The organism is Aquabacter spiritensis (assembly GCF_004346185.1).
GTDB lineage: Bacteria > Pseudomonadota > Alphaproteobacteria > Rhizobiales > Xanthobacteraceae > Aquabacter > Aquabacter spiritensis.
Window position 1 is genome coordinate 524,467 of the sequence record NZ_SMAI01000001.1, and the last position, 15,991, is coordinate 540,457.

Annotated in this window: 10 protein-coding genes; 6 read left to right on the forward strand and 4 right to left on the reverse strand. The window is 67.0% G+C overall.

Going from position 1 to position 15,991, the window contains the following annotated elements:
- Positions 1-77: 77 nt before the first annotated feature.
- A complete protein-coding gene (locus EDC64_RS02500) occupies positions 78-1,586 on the reverse strand; it encodes a L,D-transpeptidase family protein (RefSeq protein WP_132029502.1) in 1,509 nt (502 codons plus the stop codon).
- Between the two features lie 284 nt (positions 1,587-1,870).
- A complete protein-coding gene (locus tag EDC64_RS02505; protein ID WP_132029504.1) occupies positions 1,871-2,821 on the reverse strand; it encodes an acetyl-CoA carboxylase carboxyltransferase subunit alpha in 951 nt (316 codons plus the stop codon).
- Positions 2,822-3,003: 182 nt separating this feature from the next.
- Between EDC64_RS02505 and EDC64_RS02510 the strand changes: the two genes are divergently transcribed.
- The 3 genes from EDC64_RS02510 (at position 3,004) to EDC64_RS02520 (ending at position 3,980) form a co-directional block, all read left to right on the forward strand.
- Complete coding sequence (locus EDC64_RS02510) at positions 3,004-3,222, forward strand: hypothetical protein (protein ID WP_132029506.1); 219 nt, start codon at positions 3,004-3,006, stop codon at positions 3,220-3,222.
- Between the two features lie 143 nt (positions 3,223-3,365).
- Positions 3,366-3,656 (forward strand): YggT family protein, encoded by a 291-nt coding sequence (locus EDC64_RS02515; protein WP_132029508.1) that lies wholly within the window; start codon positions 3,366-3,368, stop codon positions 3,654-3,656.
- Positions 3,657-3,662: 6 nt separating this feature from the next.
- Entirely contained in the window at positions 3,663-3,980 is a 318-nt protein-coding gene (locus EDC64_RS02520; RefSeq protein ID WP_132029510.1) for a DUF167 domain-containing protein, read from the forward strand.
- A gap of 489 nt (positions 3,981-4,469) precedes the next feature.
- On the opposite strand, the gene EDC64_RS02525 is transcribed toward EDC64_RS02520, so the two are convergent.
- Positions 4,470-11,090, reverse strand: a complete 6,621-nt coding sequence (locus EDC64_RS02525) for an autotransporter outer membrane beta-barrel domain-containing protein (RefSeq protein WP_132029512.1) — start codon at positions 11,088-11,090, stop codon at positions 4,470-4,472.
- Between the two features lie 907 nt (positions 11,091-11,997).
- Here EDC64_RS02525 and EDC64_RS02530 point away from each other — a divergent pair.
- The 3 genes from EDC64_RS02530 (at position 11,998) to EDC64_RS02540 (ending at position 14,618) form a co-directional block, all read left to right on the forward strand.
- Complete coding sequence (locus EDC64_RS02530; RefSeq protein WP_132029514.1) at positions 11,998-12,462, forward strand: nuclear transport factor 2 family protein; 465 nt, start codon at positions 11,998-12,000, stop codon at positions 12,460-12,462.
- Positions 12,462-13,034: a TetR/AcrR family transcriptional regulator gene (locus tag EDC64_RS02535; protein ID WP_132029516.1), complete on the forward strand. Its 573-nt coding sequence runs from the start codon at positions 12,462-12,464 to the stop codon at positions 13,032-13,034. Before EDC64_RS02530 ends, EDC64_RS02535 begins: the two co-directional genes overlap by 1 nt.
- 111 nt (positions 13,035-13,145) lie before the next feature.
- Positions 13,146-14,618, forward strand: coding sequence for an FAD-binding oxidoreductase (locus EDC64_RS02540; protein ID WP_132029518.1), 1,473 nt, complete (start codon positions 13,146-13,148; stop codon positions 14,616-14,618).
- On the opposite strand, the gene EDC64_RS02545 is transcribed toward EDC64_RS02540, so the two are convergent.
- A complete protein-coding gene (locus EDC64_RS02545; protein WP_132029520.1) occupies positions 14,584-15,786 on the reverse strand; it encodes an MFS transporter in 1,203 nt (400 codons plus the stop codon). The genes EDC64_RS02540 and EDC64_RS02545 overlap by 35 nt on opposite strands.
- Positions 15,787-15,991: the final 205 nt, after the last annotated feature.

The window sequence follows — 15,991 nt, forward strand, 5'->3', positions numbered from 1 at the left end:
CTCCGGACGCTGGCCTCGGCCCGCGAACATGCCGCCGCGACCGCACCGGCGCGCAGGCGGGCTCCTGCCCGCGTCCGTCAGCGGGCGGTGGTGAAGCCGGTCGTTCCGACGATGGTGGTGGACCCTGCGAGCGGCGCCGGGGGCGGGGCGAAGCCCGGCTCACGCGACAGGCTCGCCGTCTGCTGTTCGGGCGCGCCCGCCGTAGCCGCGGCTGGGACGGAGGAGGGCGCCGTCGCGGCGCGCGATGCGGGCACCGGAGACGCCGCCGGGCGCACCGGAGCAGGTGCCGCGAGGGTCGGACGCGGCGGCGGCGCGGCCGGTGCGACCGCGGGTGTCAAGGGCTCGGCGGCCGGCGTCGCTGCCGGGTTGAAGCCGAGCATCTTTGCGAACGACAGGCCTTCCGGATCGGTCGATGCGACACGCGTCGCCGCATCGGGCGCGGCCGGAGCAGGCGCGGCGTCGGGAGAGGCCGGCGCGCCGGGCCGGGCCGTGAAGATCGCCGGCTGCGCCGCCGCAAGAAGGCTTCCGGTCGGCGTACCGATCGGGCTGAAGCCGTCATCCGCGACCCGCGGCGGATTGGTGGTCTTGGCCGGCATGGTTCCCGGCACGGGGCCGGCCACCACGATCTGCCCATCATTGTGCGACGGGTTCAGCTCCTTGAACTTGGCGAGGAACACAGGGTGCATGCCGCCGTCGATGCCGGCGCGGTTCGGCGCGCTCGGCGTGCTCGAAACCAGTTCTGCCACCTTCGTCTCGTCGGCCCGCGCCTTGGCGGAAACCGCCTCGGCGACATCGACGGGAACGGTGTAGCTCGGGCATGGCGCCGAGGCGTCGAACCCGCGCGGACCCTCGGCCGTCGCGTTGAACAGATAGCGCCGATTGCACACATTCACCTTCGGCTCACGCTTCGTGACCTCGAACGTGTCCACGCCTTCCTTCAGATTCTTCCAGAAGGGCATGTTGGGATTGTTGCGGTGCTTGGCGAGATTGACCGGCGTCATGCGGAACGGCAGCGCCTGAACCTGGAACGCCTTCTGGCCGCCGGCGAACGAATCGCGGGCGAGCGCGAAGATCTCGGACACCTGTTCGTCGGTCATCGCGTAGCATCCGGCCGACGAGCAGTCGCCGTGCACCATCAGGAAGTCGCCGGTCCGGCCATAGGCCCGGTCATAGGCGTTGGGGAAGCCGAGATTGAAGGCGAGATAATAGCTGGAATTCGGGTTCATCTGTCCCGGAGTGATCGTATAGAAGCCCTCCGGCGCCTGGCGGTCGCCGACCCGCACCTTCGGCCCGAGATCGCCGGACCAGCGGCAGATCGGATAGGTCTTCAAGAGCGCGAAGTCCCCGTCCCGCTTCTGCTTCCAGACCTCGAGTTCGGATTCCTGCTTGTAGATCCGCACCAGGATCGGGCTTTCCGGCGTCATGCCCTTTTCGTCGATCAGCGCCAGCGTCTTCGCCGAGAGCGGCTGCCTGGCACGGGCGGAAATGTCGTAGGAATCACCGTTGCATCCGGCGAGCGCCAGAGCGGCACAGGCCGCCAAGGCGGCGAGGCGGACGCGGGACAGAAGCGGCTGCGGACGGCTCAACGCAAAACTCCAATGTCCGATCCGGATGCGGAGAGCGACATGGATAGACCTCCAGCCTTGACGCCGGGTTACTACAAGATGGCGAAAACGGGAAGCTATCCGGCCCTTTCCGGCACACAAGCCGGCAAATGCGGCCAAGATGAGATGGTTCCGCCCCCCGCGCCCCCGTCGCACGGCCCGGCGCAAGCTTCGCGGCACGAGCAGGATCAGCCGGCGTTCCTTGATGCGGAACGCTCTGCTGGCGGATTAACCATGGCGGCGAAAGTTCCGGCCCGCGGCGCCAGTCAGAGGGTTCGTCCGATCGCGAGGAACTTCTCGCGCCGCGCCTTGCGCAAAGCCGGACCGTCGAGGTCTTTCAGACCGGCAAGCGCGGTCTCGATCGCCTCCGAGGTCGCCGCGATCGCCGTCGGCGCGTCGCGATGGGCGCCGCCGGCCGGCTCGCGGACGATCGTGTCGACCACGCCGAACCGCATGAGATCCTGGGCGGTGATCTTCATGTTGGTCGCGGCATCCTGGGCCTTCGCCGTGTCGCGCCACAGGATCGAGGCTGCGCCCTCCGGCGAGATCACGCTGTAGATCGCATGCTCCAGCATGAGCACGGAATTCGCGGTGGCGAGGGCAATGGCGCCGCCCGATCCGCCTTCGCCGATGATGACGGCGACATTGGGCACGCTGAGCCCGAGGCAGGCATCCGTCGAGCGGGCGATCGCTTCGGCCTGGCCGCGCTCTTCCGCGCCGATGCCCGGATAGGCCCCGGCGGTGTCGACGAGGGCGATCACCGGCACCTGGAACCGCTCGGCGAGTTCCATCAGACGCACCGCCTTGCGGTAGCCCTCGGGGCGCGCCATGCCGAAATTGTGACGCAGCCGGGCCTCCGTGTTCGAGCCCTTCTCATGGCCGATGACGCACACCGCTTCGCCCTTGAAGCGGGCGAAGCCGCCGATGATCGCTTCGTCCTCGCCGAACTTGCGGTCGCCCGCGAGCGGCGTGAACTCGTCGAACAGGCCCTTGGCGAAATCGGAGAAGTGCGGCCGGGAGGGGTGCCGCGCGACCAGAGTCTTCTGCCAGGGCGTGAGATTGGAATAGAGCTGGGTCAACGCCTCGGCGGCCTTGGCCTCCAGCCTCTGCACCTCTTCCGCGATGGCGACGCCGTCGCCGGTCGAGAGCGTGCGCAGCTCTTCGACCTTTGCCTCGAGCTCGGCCACGGGCTTTTCGAAGTCCAGATAGCTGCGCATGCCTGTCCGTTGGTTCCGGGAAGAAGGGAGCCGGCACGTCGCCGGCCCGGGCGCGCGCGGAAGCTGCCCGCGGGGGGCCGCCGAGTCAAGCTTCGCAGGACAAGGCGGCATTTCACCCGGCCTCCGCAACTTCGACGCGCCGACGGCGTTCTTCGATATGGATATGAACCCGAAGGCCCGCAATGCCCCATTCGTCAGATGACACCGCAGACCGTCCGCATCCCGATGCCCCGTCCGGCGCCGAGCCGGGGGCGAAGACGGAGGAGAAGCGGAAAGCGGGGGCCGATCCGGCCGCCGGTCCCCATGCCAAGCCCCATCTCGTCGATGAGGAGAAGACCCCCGGCGCCGGAAGCCTGCCCGATCCCGACAAGCCGCACGAGGGCGACGCCACCACGGGCTGACGCGGCCGGAGGACCCCGGCGCTCGGCTTCGGCGCGATGCGAAAGACCGCTCTGTTCAATCGGCCTCGCCTTGGCTATTGCTGCTGCCCGAACGTGCGGGCGACGCTCGTGGGCCGCCCCGCCTGCCGAGGATTATGCTGACGATGCGCGCCATACTCGACGTCATCCTGATCGTGCTCCAGCTCTATGTCTGGGTGCTGATCGCCGCTGCCGTGCTGTCCTGGCTGGTGGCGTTCAACGTGGTGAACCCGCACAATCAGTTCGTCCGCACGATCGGCGAGGTCATCTATCGCATGACCGAGCCCGTGCTGGCGCCGATCCGCCGCATCCTGCCGAGCCTCGGCGGCCTCGATCTGTCGCCGATGGTGCTGATCCTGATTATCTTCTTCATCGAGCGGGTGATCGGTCTCTACATCTACCCTTACGTCTTCTGACCCGGCGTGCCGTTCTGGCAGGCCGATGCCGGCGGCTTTTCCGTCCGGGTGCGGGTGACGCCGAAGGGCGGCCGCGACGCCATCGACGGGCCGGCACGGCTCGCGGACGGAAGCGACGTGCTGAAAGTGCGCGTGCGGGTCGCGCCGGAAGACGGTGCGGCGAATGCCGCGGTCGGGCGGGTCCTGGCCGAGGCGTTCGACCTCGCCCCCTCGCGGGTCGTCCTCGCCGCAGGCGCGACCAGCCGCATCAAGACATTCCGCCTGGACGGGGACCTCGGCACGCTCGCCACGATCGCCGCCGCTCTCGCCTCATCCAAGGATTGAGCGGCATCGGCCGGACGGCATGCTCCCGTGCGATCTTCGACCGCGGGGAAAACGACCGAACAGCGCGAGAACGCCCTCGACGCATCCGCATCGCGCCTTCCGGCAACCATGGAGAAATATAGATATATCGAGCAACTTTTGCGCGATATGCTCCGGTTTCAACCCTGGGCGCGGTGAGAACACCGAACGAAGCCATCCATCACCCACGCCGCGCCTTGCCATGGCGAAGATGCTCCTGCGCGAATCCCTTGGGCGCCGACCCTTCCGCTGTTTCCGAGATCCCGCGGGAGTGACCACCGTCCGCGGTGGCTGGATGTTCCGGCATGACCCGCGCGCATCGGATGCGCGCGATGCCGGTTACCGGCCTGTGGGACGAGATCCATCCCCCAGGCCGATATCCCTCCAGCAGAACCGCCGCGGTCCGATATGTAAACGCCAGGCAACATCGGCGAACTCAAGAGTTTCATGAGCTCGACTGCCCGATTTGCGTCAGAACGGAACGGAGAAGCGGGCACTCAGCTCCTGACCCAGGAAGTCGTTTCCGATCTGTGCCTTGTAATCGGCCCTCAGCTCCAGGCCGCCAACATGATAAAGCTGCAGGCCGAGGCCGACATCGAGCAGGGTGTCGGGCATGGAGACCGTGGTGGTGTAGGTGGGCACGCCCACGCCGACGCCCTCAAGGCTGGTCTCCGTGTCGAGACCGTCATTGGACAGGAAGGTGGCACCGACGGAGGCGTAAGGCCGCAGCCAGGCATCCGGACTCACATTGAACCGCGCGCCCATCTCCAGATTAGGGCTGAAGGCGAAGGTCCATTCGTTCATGTCGCCGAACAGCAGGTTGACGCCGGCAGCCGGACTTTCCGAATAGCCGGGCATGTAGGTGTAGATGACGTCGAAGTCCGCATAGGGCTTCAGGTACCAATCCGTGAAGGCGAACTCGTAGGCCGCCCGGAGCCGGCCGCCGGCGGTGAAAATGCCGGTGCTGCTCTGCGTCAGGTAGGTGTTGGAGCCGACTTGGACATATCGGTCGTTGTCGAACCCCCCGAAGCCCACATGGGCGGCGGCAGAGAGCAGCCAGGGACCGATCTGGCGCTTCAGGGCCACCGAAGCATCGGCCGCCTGGCCGTCCGTATCGGACCAGCCGTTGGCGGGCGAGACGGACGAGGTGGTGAAGGCCGCCGTCACGCCAAGGAACCAGTCGGTGAGGATCTCCTTCTGGGCACCCACGCGGTAGGTCAGCGCGTTCACCGTGTATCCGTTCACCTGGTTCGTGGAATACTGCTCCGTGCGCGAACCGCTGAGACGCGCCCACGCGCAGTCCGTCTCTTGGAGCAGCGTCCCGGTTCCGGTGAAGACAGGGCAGCTCTGAGAGGCGCTCATGGACGCCCGCGCGCCATGGGTCTGGGTGATTGCGGGCGTATTGTTCTCCTCCGCCGACAGGCTGTTCATTTGCTGCTCATAGGCGGCGGTGGAACCGATGGCGGCGAGGCTCGCAAAGAGGCTGCCCATGCCGTCCCCGCCGCTGGTCCAGGCGCTCTGGAGATGCTGGGCCAGGGCGACCTCGCTCGGGTTGAGGCTTGCGCCGGTGCCGGCGAAGTTGGCATTCGGCGTCAAGGTCGCCGTATTGCCATTCACCGAGACGCTCCAGGTGATCGGGGCGCTTACGGGGAATGCGCTTGCGACAGTCGTCGTGGCGCTGGCCGCGCCCTGGACGCCGCCAGTCGCCGTGACGATCGAGAAGCCCCCCGGCAGCAGGCTGTTCATTGCATTCACGGTCACCTGGCCACCGAGCGTGACGGCGCCGGTGACGGCGAGAACGTCGTTTTGCCGGCCGGCTGCCGCGCTCGAATCCACGTCCACCAGCAATCGACCCGTACTTTGCTGGGAAAAGGCGCCGGTGAGGCTGGCGACGGCGATGTTGCTCACGCCACCAATATCGAACGTACCGGCGTTGCTGAAGATGCCGTTCTTGCCGAGATTGACGGTGCTCGCAGTGCGATAGGTGCCGCCAGCCATGTTGTCGAATTGGTTGGCTTCCTCCGTTCCGCCACTGGCCAGATTGATGTTGCCGGTGATGGTCCCGTAATTGGTGACCACTTCGCGACCGAAAGAGGCCAGGATGGCGGTACCCGATGTCGCGCTGACTGTGCTGCCCTTTTCGACGGTGATGGAGTTGTAGCTTTTTCCATAGGCGCCGCCGTCGAGCACAATGGCCGCACCGGTTCCCGAACCGCCGGTGAAGGTGCCGGTCAGATCGAGCGAAATGGCGCCGCCAGCGACGTCCGATTGGGCCAGTCCACTCTGATCCAGGAAGCCGCTCTGGGCATAGATCGCAATCGAATTCTCGCCCGTAGCCAGCACGGAACCCACCAGATTCATAGTGATCGTCCCGCCGGTTCCGTCATCCGGCGCAATGCGGCCGGTATCGCTGGAGCTGGACTGCGAGGTGATGGGCACGATCAGGCCGTTCTCGTCGGCCGCCGCACCGCCGCTGCCGCCGATGGACTGGGCGTAAATGCCATGGGCATTCTTGCCTGAGGTCGTGATGGAAAAGCTGGAGCCGGCCGTCTGCCCCATCTGAACCAGGATGGCGCCGCCGGATCCGCTCGCCGCCGCGTCGGCGATGAGGGAGGTCATGTCCGAAGCATGACTTTCGGAATCTCCGAGTGGGGTGCTGAAGCTTCCGGAATAGCCCCCGCCGCCGCCGACGGATTGCAGAAAGACCGCCGTGGCCCCAGTTCCGCTGGTGGCGATCGACGAGGTGCCGTCGAAGGTGAGCGTGACATTGCCGCCACTGCCGCCAGGGCCGCCGTCTCCGCCTGCTCCGAGCGTCAGGTTCGTCATCAGCACCGAACCGCCCTGGCCGTCGGAGCCGAAACCGCCGCCGCCGCCGATCGACTGGGCGAAGATGCCGAAGGAATTGTTGCCTTTGGTCGTGATGGACCCGGACTGGGTGATGGACACCGCTCCGCCGTCACCGCCCCCGCTGCCTTTGCCGCCGAGGGTGAGGCCGATGGCGGGCGCGGGCAAGACGTCGGTCTGGTCGACGCCCGAGACGGCGGTGGCACCAATTCCGTCCATAATGGCCGCCACGACCTGCAGGGCATCGTTGAGATCGCCATCGTCGCTGACGCTGGAGGCCTCGGCCGGGTCCGCCTGGTTTATGACGAACATGCCGCCGCCGCCGCCGACAGACTGGGCGACGAGCGCGTGGGATTCTTCGCCCGATGTCGTGATGGAGCCGGAATTGGTGACGGCGACCGCGCCTCCCGGCGAGCTCTTGCCACCGTTCCCGCCAAGATTGAGGTTCGCCGAGATGCTGATGGACTGAGAGTTCAGGCCCACGCCGCCGACACCACCGCCCCCGCCCACGGACTGGGCCAGGAGCCCCAGGGAGGAGGCTCCATAGGTCGTGAGCGTGCCGGTATTGTTGACGCTCACCCCGCCGCCGGCCCCACCGTCGCCGCCGCTCGCTCCGATAGACAGCGTGAGATTCAGGTTGTTGCTGCCGGAAGAATAGGCGCCGCCGCCGCTGCCGCCGCCGCCGCCGACCGACTGGGCGAAGATGGCGAACGAACCTTCCTGATTCGTCGTTACCGCCCCATCGTTGGTCACATCCACTGCACCACCATCCCCACCGGCGCCTCCCGCGCCGCCAAATGTAAGGGTGAGGCCGGCATTCACAGGCAGCTTGCTATCCTTTGATTGCGCATCGAGTTTGTCCCGCGCGCTCTTAAGATTTGTGAACAGTGCGCTTCCGGCATTCTTGAGATCCGCGAAGATTCCCTCCGCTTCCTTTGTCGTCGCAGCCGAACCGCTGCCGAAAATGGACTTGAGGTAGCTGATCGTGCTTGTCGCGAGGGTTGTGGCTGTGCTGTTGATATCGTCCTTTACGCTCTGATTGGCGAACGAATAGTACTTTCCCACCTCCTTCAAGGTCTTCTTGACGGTGGCCCAAGTGGAGGTGTCGTCCCCGGTCGTCTGCGACGTCATGCTTCCGCCGGCGCCGCCGCCGCCGCCCACCGACTGCGCCTGAATGCCATGGGACGCCTCGGCGTAGGTCGTAATGGAGGCGCCTTTTTCATTGGTCACGGTCACTTGCCCGCCCGAGCTGGCCGTGCCGCCCGCGCCGCCAATGCTCACGCTGGCATTCAGGGTTCCTGTGCCGCCGCCACTATAGCCACCCCCCATGCCGCCGCCGCCGCCCACGGACTGGGCGAATATGCCGACCGAATTGCTGCCGTGCACGTTGATGGTGCCGGAATTCGTCGCGGTGACGTCGCCCCCATGCCCGCCGCCGCCGCCCGAGCCGCCCAGGCCGACCGACACGGTGATGGAATCGCCCATGGGTATGGCCGCGGTGGCATCGTTCGCCGTGCCGAGCGAAGGGATGCCCACCTGGGCGCTGGCGGTGCCCGTGCCGCCATCGCCGCCGCCACCGCCGACGCTGGCGGCCGTGATGGCATTGGACAAGGTCCCGTAGGTGGTGATGGTCCCCTCGTTGGTGACCGTCACGTCCCCGCCGCCGCCGCCGCCCTCTCCACTGCCGCCAAGCGAGGCTGTGATGCCGACGTTCGGCGCTGTGCCGAGCATGTCGCTGGCGGTCACCGAATTCCCGCCGTCGCCGCCGCCGCCACCGACGCTCAGCGCCTTGATGCCGGCCGAGTTGATGCCGTTCGTGGTGATCTGCCCGTTTTTTTCGTTGTCCACGGTCACGGCACCGGCATCGCCACCGCCGCCGCCCGAACCGCCCACGGCAGTGGTGATGGAGATGGCGGGAATCGTCACGTCGCCCGCTTTGAAGCCGACCGCGACCGCGGTCGCGCTGGCCTGCCCTCCGCGTCCGCCGCCGCCGCCGATCGATTGGGCGATGATCGCGGGTGCGTCACTATTGCCGGTGTCGATGGTCCCATTGTTGCGGACAGAAACCTCGCCACCTGCGCCACCACCGGCACCGCTGCCGCCGATGGCGACAGAGACAGAGATCAAAAGGCCACCCGACAGGGCATTCGCGCTTCCGCCCGCGCCGCCGTTCCCACCGATGGACTGGGCGAAGATACCGGCGGCAGAGACCCCGGTCGTAGCAATTTTGGCGGGACCGTTCCCTTTTTCGTCGGTGATATTGCTGACAATGACGGTGCCGGCGTCGCCGCCGGAGCCGCCCGCACCGCCGAGGGAGACCGCGTAGAACGCGCCCACGGACGAGGCGTTACCGCCGTCGCCGCCGTTCCCGCCGATGGACTGGGCAAGGATGCCGAAAGCTTGTCCACCCGCCGTCAGGATTTCACCGGAATTGATGACCTGAACGCTTCCGCCGGTACCGCCGGCACCGCCGGCACCGCCGCTGGCTTTGAACAGGCCGCTCGCTGATCCGCCCGCTTCAGGCGACGAGCCCGGCTGAGAGATATCTGGAGCGAAGTCGCCGGATCCGAACAGGGACGTGGAACTGCCGCCTCCGACGCTCTGCGCGACGATGCCCACGGCATATTCGCCCGCCGTCGTGATACTTGCCGTGCTGGCATTCACGATACCGACCAGATCCGCGTCGCCGCCATTACCGCCGCCGCCGCCCTGCGAGGAAAGGAAGCCATCGCTGATGCTTCCGCTTCCGCCGGCGCCGCCGACGCTCAAGGCATAAATGCCAAATGCGTAAAGGCCGGCTGTGCTGATACTGCCCGCATTGGCGACGGATACGATGCCGCTCGAGCCGCCATTGCCGCCATTATAGGGATCGCCACCGTCCGACTCCGCCAGCCCGCCGACACCACCGATGCTCTGGGCGACGATGGCGATGGCGCGGTCGCCGGTGGTGGTGATCTGGCCGTTGCTGGTCACGCTGACCGAGGGGGTCTCGACCGAATCCGCCGCCGATCCGCCGGTGCCGCCCGCGATGTTGTCACCAGCACCGCCCCAGCCGCCGACGGCTTCGGCGATGACCGCGGGCGCATCATTTCCGCTCGTCGTCACCGTCGCCGATGCCTTGAGCGTGACGGCCACGGTGCCGAGCGCGCCTCCGTTTCCGGGAGGGTTCCCACGGTCCCAGGAATTGGTTCCATCCCCGCCGTTCGTACCCGCATAGATCCCGGCAATCCCGTTGCCTTCCGCGATGATCAGAACGGGATCGGTGCTCGTCGCCCCGGTCGTGGAACTGGACGCCGTGCCGATGGTCACCGTCGCCGCGCCGCCATTGCCGCCGGAGGACGGCTGCCATCCGCCATGGGCTTGGGTGATAAGAACATAGCCGCTGGTGGTGGCATCGGTTGCGGTGGAGCCGTCCGACGTGGTCGATCCGCTCGCCACGTCGGGGCGGGTCAGCTGAAGCGTGCCGGACGTGATGGTGGTTGTGGCATTGCCGCCATTGCCGCCGGTGATACCCGACAGGATGCCCTCATCAGACGCTGAATATATGGTCTGGCCTGCAGACGCATCGACGACGACGAGGCGGTTCGCATAGGCGTTGTAGGAAAAGGACTCTGATCCGGACGCGCTCTGCACGGCGCTGATGGAGCCGCTCGTCATGGCGAAGGTCGCGGTGCCGCCATGTCCGCCCAGTCCGTCGATCGAGGGATCGGCAACCCAATACGGATAAGAGCCGCCCGTGCCGCCCCAGGCCGACACGAGGACGACCGGCGTAACCACCACGGTCGTGGGCAAGCCTGTGTTGGGATCATTGAGCTGAGGAACCGGAATGGAGAACGAAGCCCCGTTCCCCAGCGCGATCGTGCCGGAATTCGTGAATGTGGCGGTGCCGCCATTCCCGCCATTGGCATTGGCCATGGACGGCTCGCTGGTGTCGCCCGTCCCGCCCGTACCGCCCGTCGCGGTGATGGAGAGGGTGGAGTAGGTGGGGCCGGATGGCGTGCCCGCGGAGGTCAACGTGACCGCGGAGCTATTCTCGACCGATACGGAGCCCGCATCCGTCCCATTCGTCGCATCGGTGGATCCGATTAAATGAGAGACGCCATCCGAGCCATTCTGGCCGTTGGCGCTGTAGCAGCACAGAGTCAGCGGACCTGCCGGGATCTGAGCCGGGGCCTGGGCATGAGCGGAGAGGGGCAGGAGACCGGCAAGGATGCCGCCGAGCGCCGTGCCGGTTGCAAGGCGCACCAAACGCGAACGCCGTGAAATGGCGACCTGACCAGGCGCCGTGTTTCGCCCGCGATTTCCGGATGCATACTGCTTGCTCGACATCAGATCCCCCATTTTTGTCACCGCACGTTGTCGCCGCAGCGCAATGATGCCGCTTCCGCCACACCATTCCTTCACTCTTCGGCATTCGGCCTCAGTCCACCCCGACTCCTAAATTCCGTTGATCGAAGTATTTGAAGTTTAATATAAAATAGCGCGCTCTTGGATTGCGCATAAACTCCTTCAAATTGTATACAATTATTCTTTACAACCATATGTTGCTGGAACAAGATCGTCAATCAGCCACCATTTGACCATTACATACATGAAAAATAAACGACGACAGTCATAAAAATCCAATTTCGGGATCTTTGGTCGCACCGCCTGTCCGCCAATAGCCAATATCCTTTCGTGTTGCACCGTCTCTTGGCACAATGCCGGGGCATGTCCCGATGGGTGATCCATTGAATTTCTAATGATCGCGATGGCGATGCTCGTTCGCGCGTGGAGCTTGCTCGGGAGGAGCGAGCAAGGCGGCGCCTAAGGGGCTCAGGTGGCGAGGATCATGGCGCAGGGCGCCCCACCCTGGCTCGTTGCACGGTGTCCCAGCGTTCCACATTGGTCTGAGGTTCGCGGACCCGTATTAGGGCCGTAGGATCCGGGATCGTCGGCGAGTTCGGCAGCATGCCGTCGATCAGCCGGTACGCCAGATTAAGACTATGGGTCTTTGTCGGCACGCTGGCGCGCGCGTGCGCTCAACTTCGGAGAACACGCCCTGCTCACACAGCCGCGCGCAAACGGACTTGACGGATCCACACCTTAATTGTACCGATCAGTACATTCTGTACCAATCCGCTATTCGCCGCCGTCCCGAGATCCGGAGCCCGCAATGTCCCGCCCCCCCTTCCCTCCTTTCACCTATGAGACCGCCGTTCAGAAGGCCCGCATGGCCGAGGACGCCTGGAACAGTTGCGATCCGGCGCGCGTGGCCGGCGCCTATACGCCCGACAGCGTCTGGCGGAACCGCTCGGACTTCTTCTCCGGGCGCGACGCCATCGTCGCCTTCCTCACCCGCAAATGGGAGAAAGAGCGGGATTACCGCCTCATCAAGGAGGTCTGGGCATTTCACGAAAACCATATCGCGGTGCGGTTTCAGTATGAGTTCCACGACGATGCCGGCCAGTGGTTCCGCGCCTATGGCAACGAGAATTGGGAATTCGATGCGGACGGCCTGATGCGCTGGCGCCAGGCGTCGATCAACGATGTCGCGATCGCCGAGGGCGAACGCCGGTTCCTTTGGCCGCGCGGCCCCCGCCCGGCGGATCATCCCGGGCTCGCCGAACTCGGCATGTGATGGCCCGCCTCGTTTATGAGCGCGCCGACCTCCTGCCGCTGCTCGGCGAGGTGTTCCGCGAGCACGGCTTCGAGGGGGCGAGCCTTGCGGTGATCTCGCGTCGGACCGGGCTCGGCAAAGGCAGCCTCTATCACTTCTTCCCCGGTGGGAAGGAGGAGATGGCGGCCGCCGTCCTCGCCCATGTCGACCACTGGTTCGAGACGCAGGTGTTCCGCCCGCTGCGCGAAGAGCCGGACGGGCGCCGCGCGATCACCGCCATGCTGGAGGCGACCGACGCCTATTTTCGCTCGGGGCGGCGGGTCTGCGTCGTCGGCGTGTTCGCGCTCGCCGAGAGCCGCGACCGGTTCGCCGTGAAGGTGGCGTCCTATTTCTCCGCCTGGATCGACGCGCTCGCCGGCGCCCTGGGGCGCGCCGGCCATCCGCCGGACGACGCGCGCGCGCTGTCGGAAGAGGCGGTCGGCTTGATCCAGGGCGCCCTCGTCCTCGCCCGCGCCCTCGACGACCCCGCCCCCTTCGCCCGCACCCTCGCCCGCCTGAAGGCGCGGCTCGTCCCGGAGCGGCCGGCGCCGTGACGGCGTAAGCGCCGCGGCCCTGCCCCGCACGGCGTTTGCGGCCGGGCGGTCTTTGGCGGAAAATGCGGCGCGTCCCGCGGCCGGGCGCGAACCCAGGATCGAGACCCGTTCATGTCGAGCACTGCGCCTGCGCCCCTCGCTTTGCCTCACGATCGGCTCGCCGGCGCGCTCGCGGCGCTCGCCGCGCGGCTCGGCCCGCGCGGCGTCGTCACCGACCCCGCCGCCATGGCGCCCTATCTCATCGAGCCGCGCGGCCTTTATGCCGGCGCCGCGCCCGCGATCCTGCGCCCCGCGACCACCGCCGAGGTCGCCGATTGCGTCGCGACCTGCGCCGAAGCGGGCCTCGCTCTGGTGCCGCAGAGCGGCAATACCGGCCTGGTCGGCGGGCAGGTACCGTTCGGCGCCCTCCTTCTGTCGCTCGAGCGGCTGGACAAGGTCCGCGCCGTCGATGCCACCGACCTGACCCTGACGGTCGAGGCCGGGGTGACGCTCCATGCCGCGCGGGCGGCGGCGGAGGCGGCCGACTGCCTGTTTCCGCTCTCGATCGCCTCCGAGGGCACATGCCGGATCGGCGGCAATCTCGCCACCAATGCCGGGGGCACCGCCGTGCTGCGTTACGGCAATATGCGCGAGCTGACGCTCGGGCTCGAAGTGGTGCTGGCCGACGGGCGGGTCTGGAACGGCCTGTCGCGCCTGCGCAAAGACAATACCGGCTACGATCTGAAAGACCTGTTCGTCGGCTCCGAGGGAACGCTCGGAATCATCACGGCGGCGGTGCTGCGGCTATTCCCGAAGTCGCGCAGCCGCACCACGTTTCTCGCAGGTCTCGCCGATCCCCACGCCGTGCTCGCCTTCCTGCGCCGGCTGCGGGCGGCGGGGGGCGATGCCGTGACCGGCTTCGAGATGATGCCGCGCTTCGGCATGGAGACCGTGCTCGCGCACATGCCGGGCGCGGTTCGCGCACTGGCCGGGGACCATGCCTTCTTCGCATTGGCCGAACTCACCTCGACGCGCCGCGACGACGACCTGCCCGCGCTCGCCGAGGCCGTCCTGGCAGAGGCGTTCGCGGCCGGCGAGGTCGAAGATGCGGTCATCGCGGCCAGCGAGGCCCAGTCGGAGGCGCTCTGGAAGCTGCGCGAGGACCTGTCGGAGGCGCAGAAGTTCGAAGGCGGCTCGATCAAGCACGACGTGTCGGTGCCGGTCTCGCGGGTCGCCGATTTCGTGGTGACGGCAAGCCGGCTGTGCGCGGCGCACATGCCCGGCGTGCGGGTCTGCGCCTTCGGCCATGTCGGCGACGGCAATATCCATTTCAATCTGAGCCAGCCGGTCGGCATGGAGAAGGCCGCCTTCCTCGCTCGCTGGGAGGAGTTCAACCGGCTGGTGCACGATCACGTCGCCGCGCTCGGCGGCTCGATCTCGGCCGAGCACGGGATCGGCCTGCTGAAGCGCGAGGAATTGGTGCGCTACAAGGACGAGGTCGCCCTCGATCTGATGGCGGCGCTCAAGGCGGCGCTCGACCCCAAGGGCCTGCTCAATCCCGGCAAGGTGCTCACGCCGTCTTCCCGCGCAGCCCGGTCATCGTGACGATGCCGAGCAGCAGGGGCGCGGCGGCGGCGAGAAAGACCGCGTGGTTGAGGTGCTGGTCCAGCAGCACGCCATACATCAGCGGCCCCGCGAGCGCGCCGACGTCATAGCCGGAATAGACCACGCCGAAGACCTTCCCCCGCGCCTGCGCCGGGGCGGCATGGCGCACCAGCACGTCGCGCGCGGGCGTGGTGATGCCGAGCGAAAAGCCGGTCACCGCCAGCAAAGCCAGCGTGACGAAGGGAAGATTTTCTCCCGAGCCGACGACCAGCAGCGCCGCGCAGGCGATCGCGAGCCCGGCCATGGCGATCAGATGGTGGCGGCTCGCCCGGTCGGCGATATAACCCCCGATCATCACCCCGCAAATATTCGCCCCCTGATAGGCGCTCAGGGTCAAGGCGGCGAACGCCGTACCCATGCCGAACCCCTCCTGAAGCGCGGTGATGCCGAAGCCCTGCAGTCCCACCAGGCAGATCGCGGTCAGAAGGAAATAGAGGAAGGCCAGCAGCACCACGCGCATCGCCAGAATGTCCACGAAGCGCGGCGCCGGCGCGGCGGCATGGCGGGCGGCGCCCGGCACGTCGATCCGCAGCAAAGGCCGGGCCAGCAGCAAGCCGAACGCCACGGCGAGGCAGCCGAGGCCGATCAGCACCAGCGCCATGCGCCAGCCATACATCAGCGCCAGCGCCCCGGAGACCAGGGGGGACGCCGCATAGCCGAGATTGCCCGCCACCACATGCGCGGCGAAGGCCCGCCCCAGCCGGTCGCCGCGGACGCGATGGCTCAGGATCGACAGGTCCGCCGGATGATAGACGCTGTTGCCGAGGCCGGCCAAAGCCGCCAGCAGCAGCATGGCCGAGAAATGCGGCACGAGGCCGAGGCCCACCATGGACGCGGACTGGAGCAGGATCCCGCCCAGCAGCAGCCGATGGGCGCCGAAGCGATCGACCAGGACGCCGGCCAGAACCTGTCCGCCGCCGGAGAACAGATAGAAGACCGACAGCAGCGCCCCGAGTTCGGTGAAGGACACGCCGAGATCCGCGCGCATGGCGATGAACAGGGGCGCGAGCGCGAGCTGCTGCAGATGGCTGACGAAATGCGCGACGCTCACCGCCGAAATGGTGGCGAATTCGCGGGGCGGCACCGCGATCGGATGGACTGCAACCACGCGCTTCTCCCTGCGCCGCCTTCTTCGGGCGGCATCGGCGGCGCCGAGCCGCTGCTTTCGTTTAGGGGCAAGCCACGGGGAAGCCTAGACCCGGCGGCACATCCGCCTCGGGGCCAGGACCGCGGCTTTGATACCGCTGCCTTATAATTCAAGGACTTGCCGATGGCGCCATGCCGAGGCTGCATAGGCCGGGTGAAAACTCTCC

What these genes read in the sequence shown, in the direction of transcription:
- EDC64_RS02535 (WP_132029516.1), top strand. Translation starts at nt 12,462, where the DNA reads ATGGCCCGCCTCGTTTATGAGCGCGCCGACCTCCTGCCGCTGCTCGGC.
- EDC64_RS02505 (WP_132029504.1), bottom strand. Translation starts at nt 2,821, where the DNA reads ATGCGCAGCTATCTGGACTTCGAAAAGCCCGTGGCCGAGCTCGAGGCA.
- EDC64_RS02510 (WP_132029506.1), top strand. Translation starts at nt 3,004, where the DNA reads ATGCCCCATTCGTCAGATGACACCGCAGACCGTCCGCATCCCGATGCC.
- EDC64_RS02540 (WP_132029518.1), top strand. Translation starts at nt 13,146, where the DNA reads ATGTCGAGCACTGCGCCTGCGCCCCTCGCTTTGCCTCACGATCGGCTC.
- EDC64_RS02515 (WP_132029508.1), top strand. Translation starts at nt 3,366, where the DNA reads ATGCGCGCCATACTCGACGTCATCCTGATCGTGCTCCAGCTCTATGTC.
- EDC64_RS02530 (WP_132029514.1), top strand. Translation starts at nt 11,998, where the DNA reads ATGTCCCGCCCCCCCTTCCCTCCTTTCACCTATGAGACCGCCGTTCAG.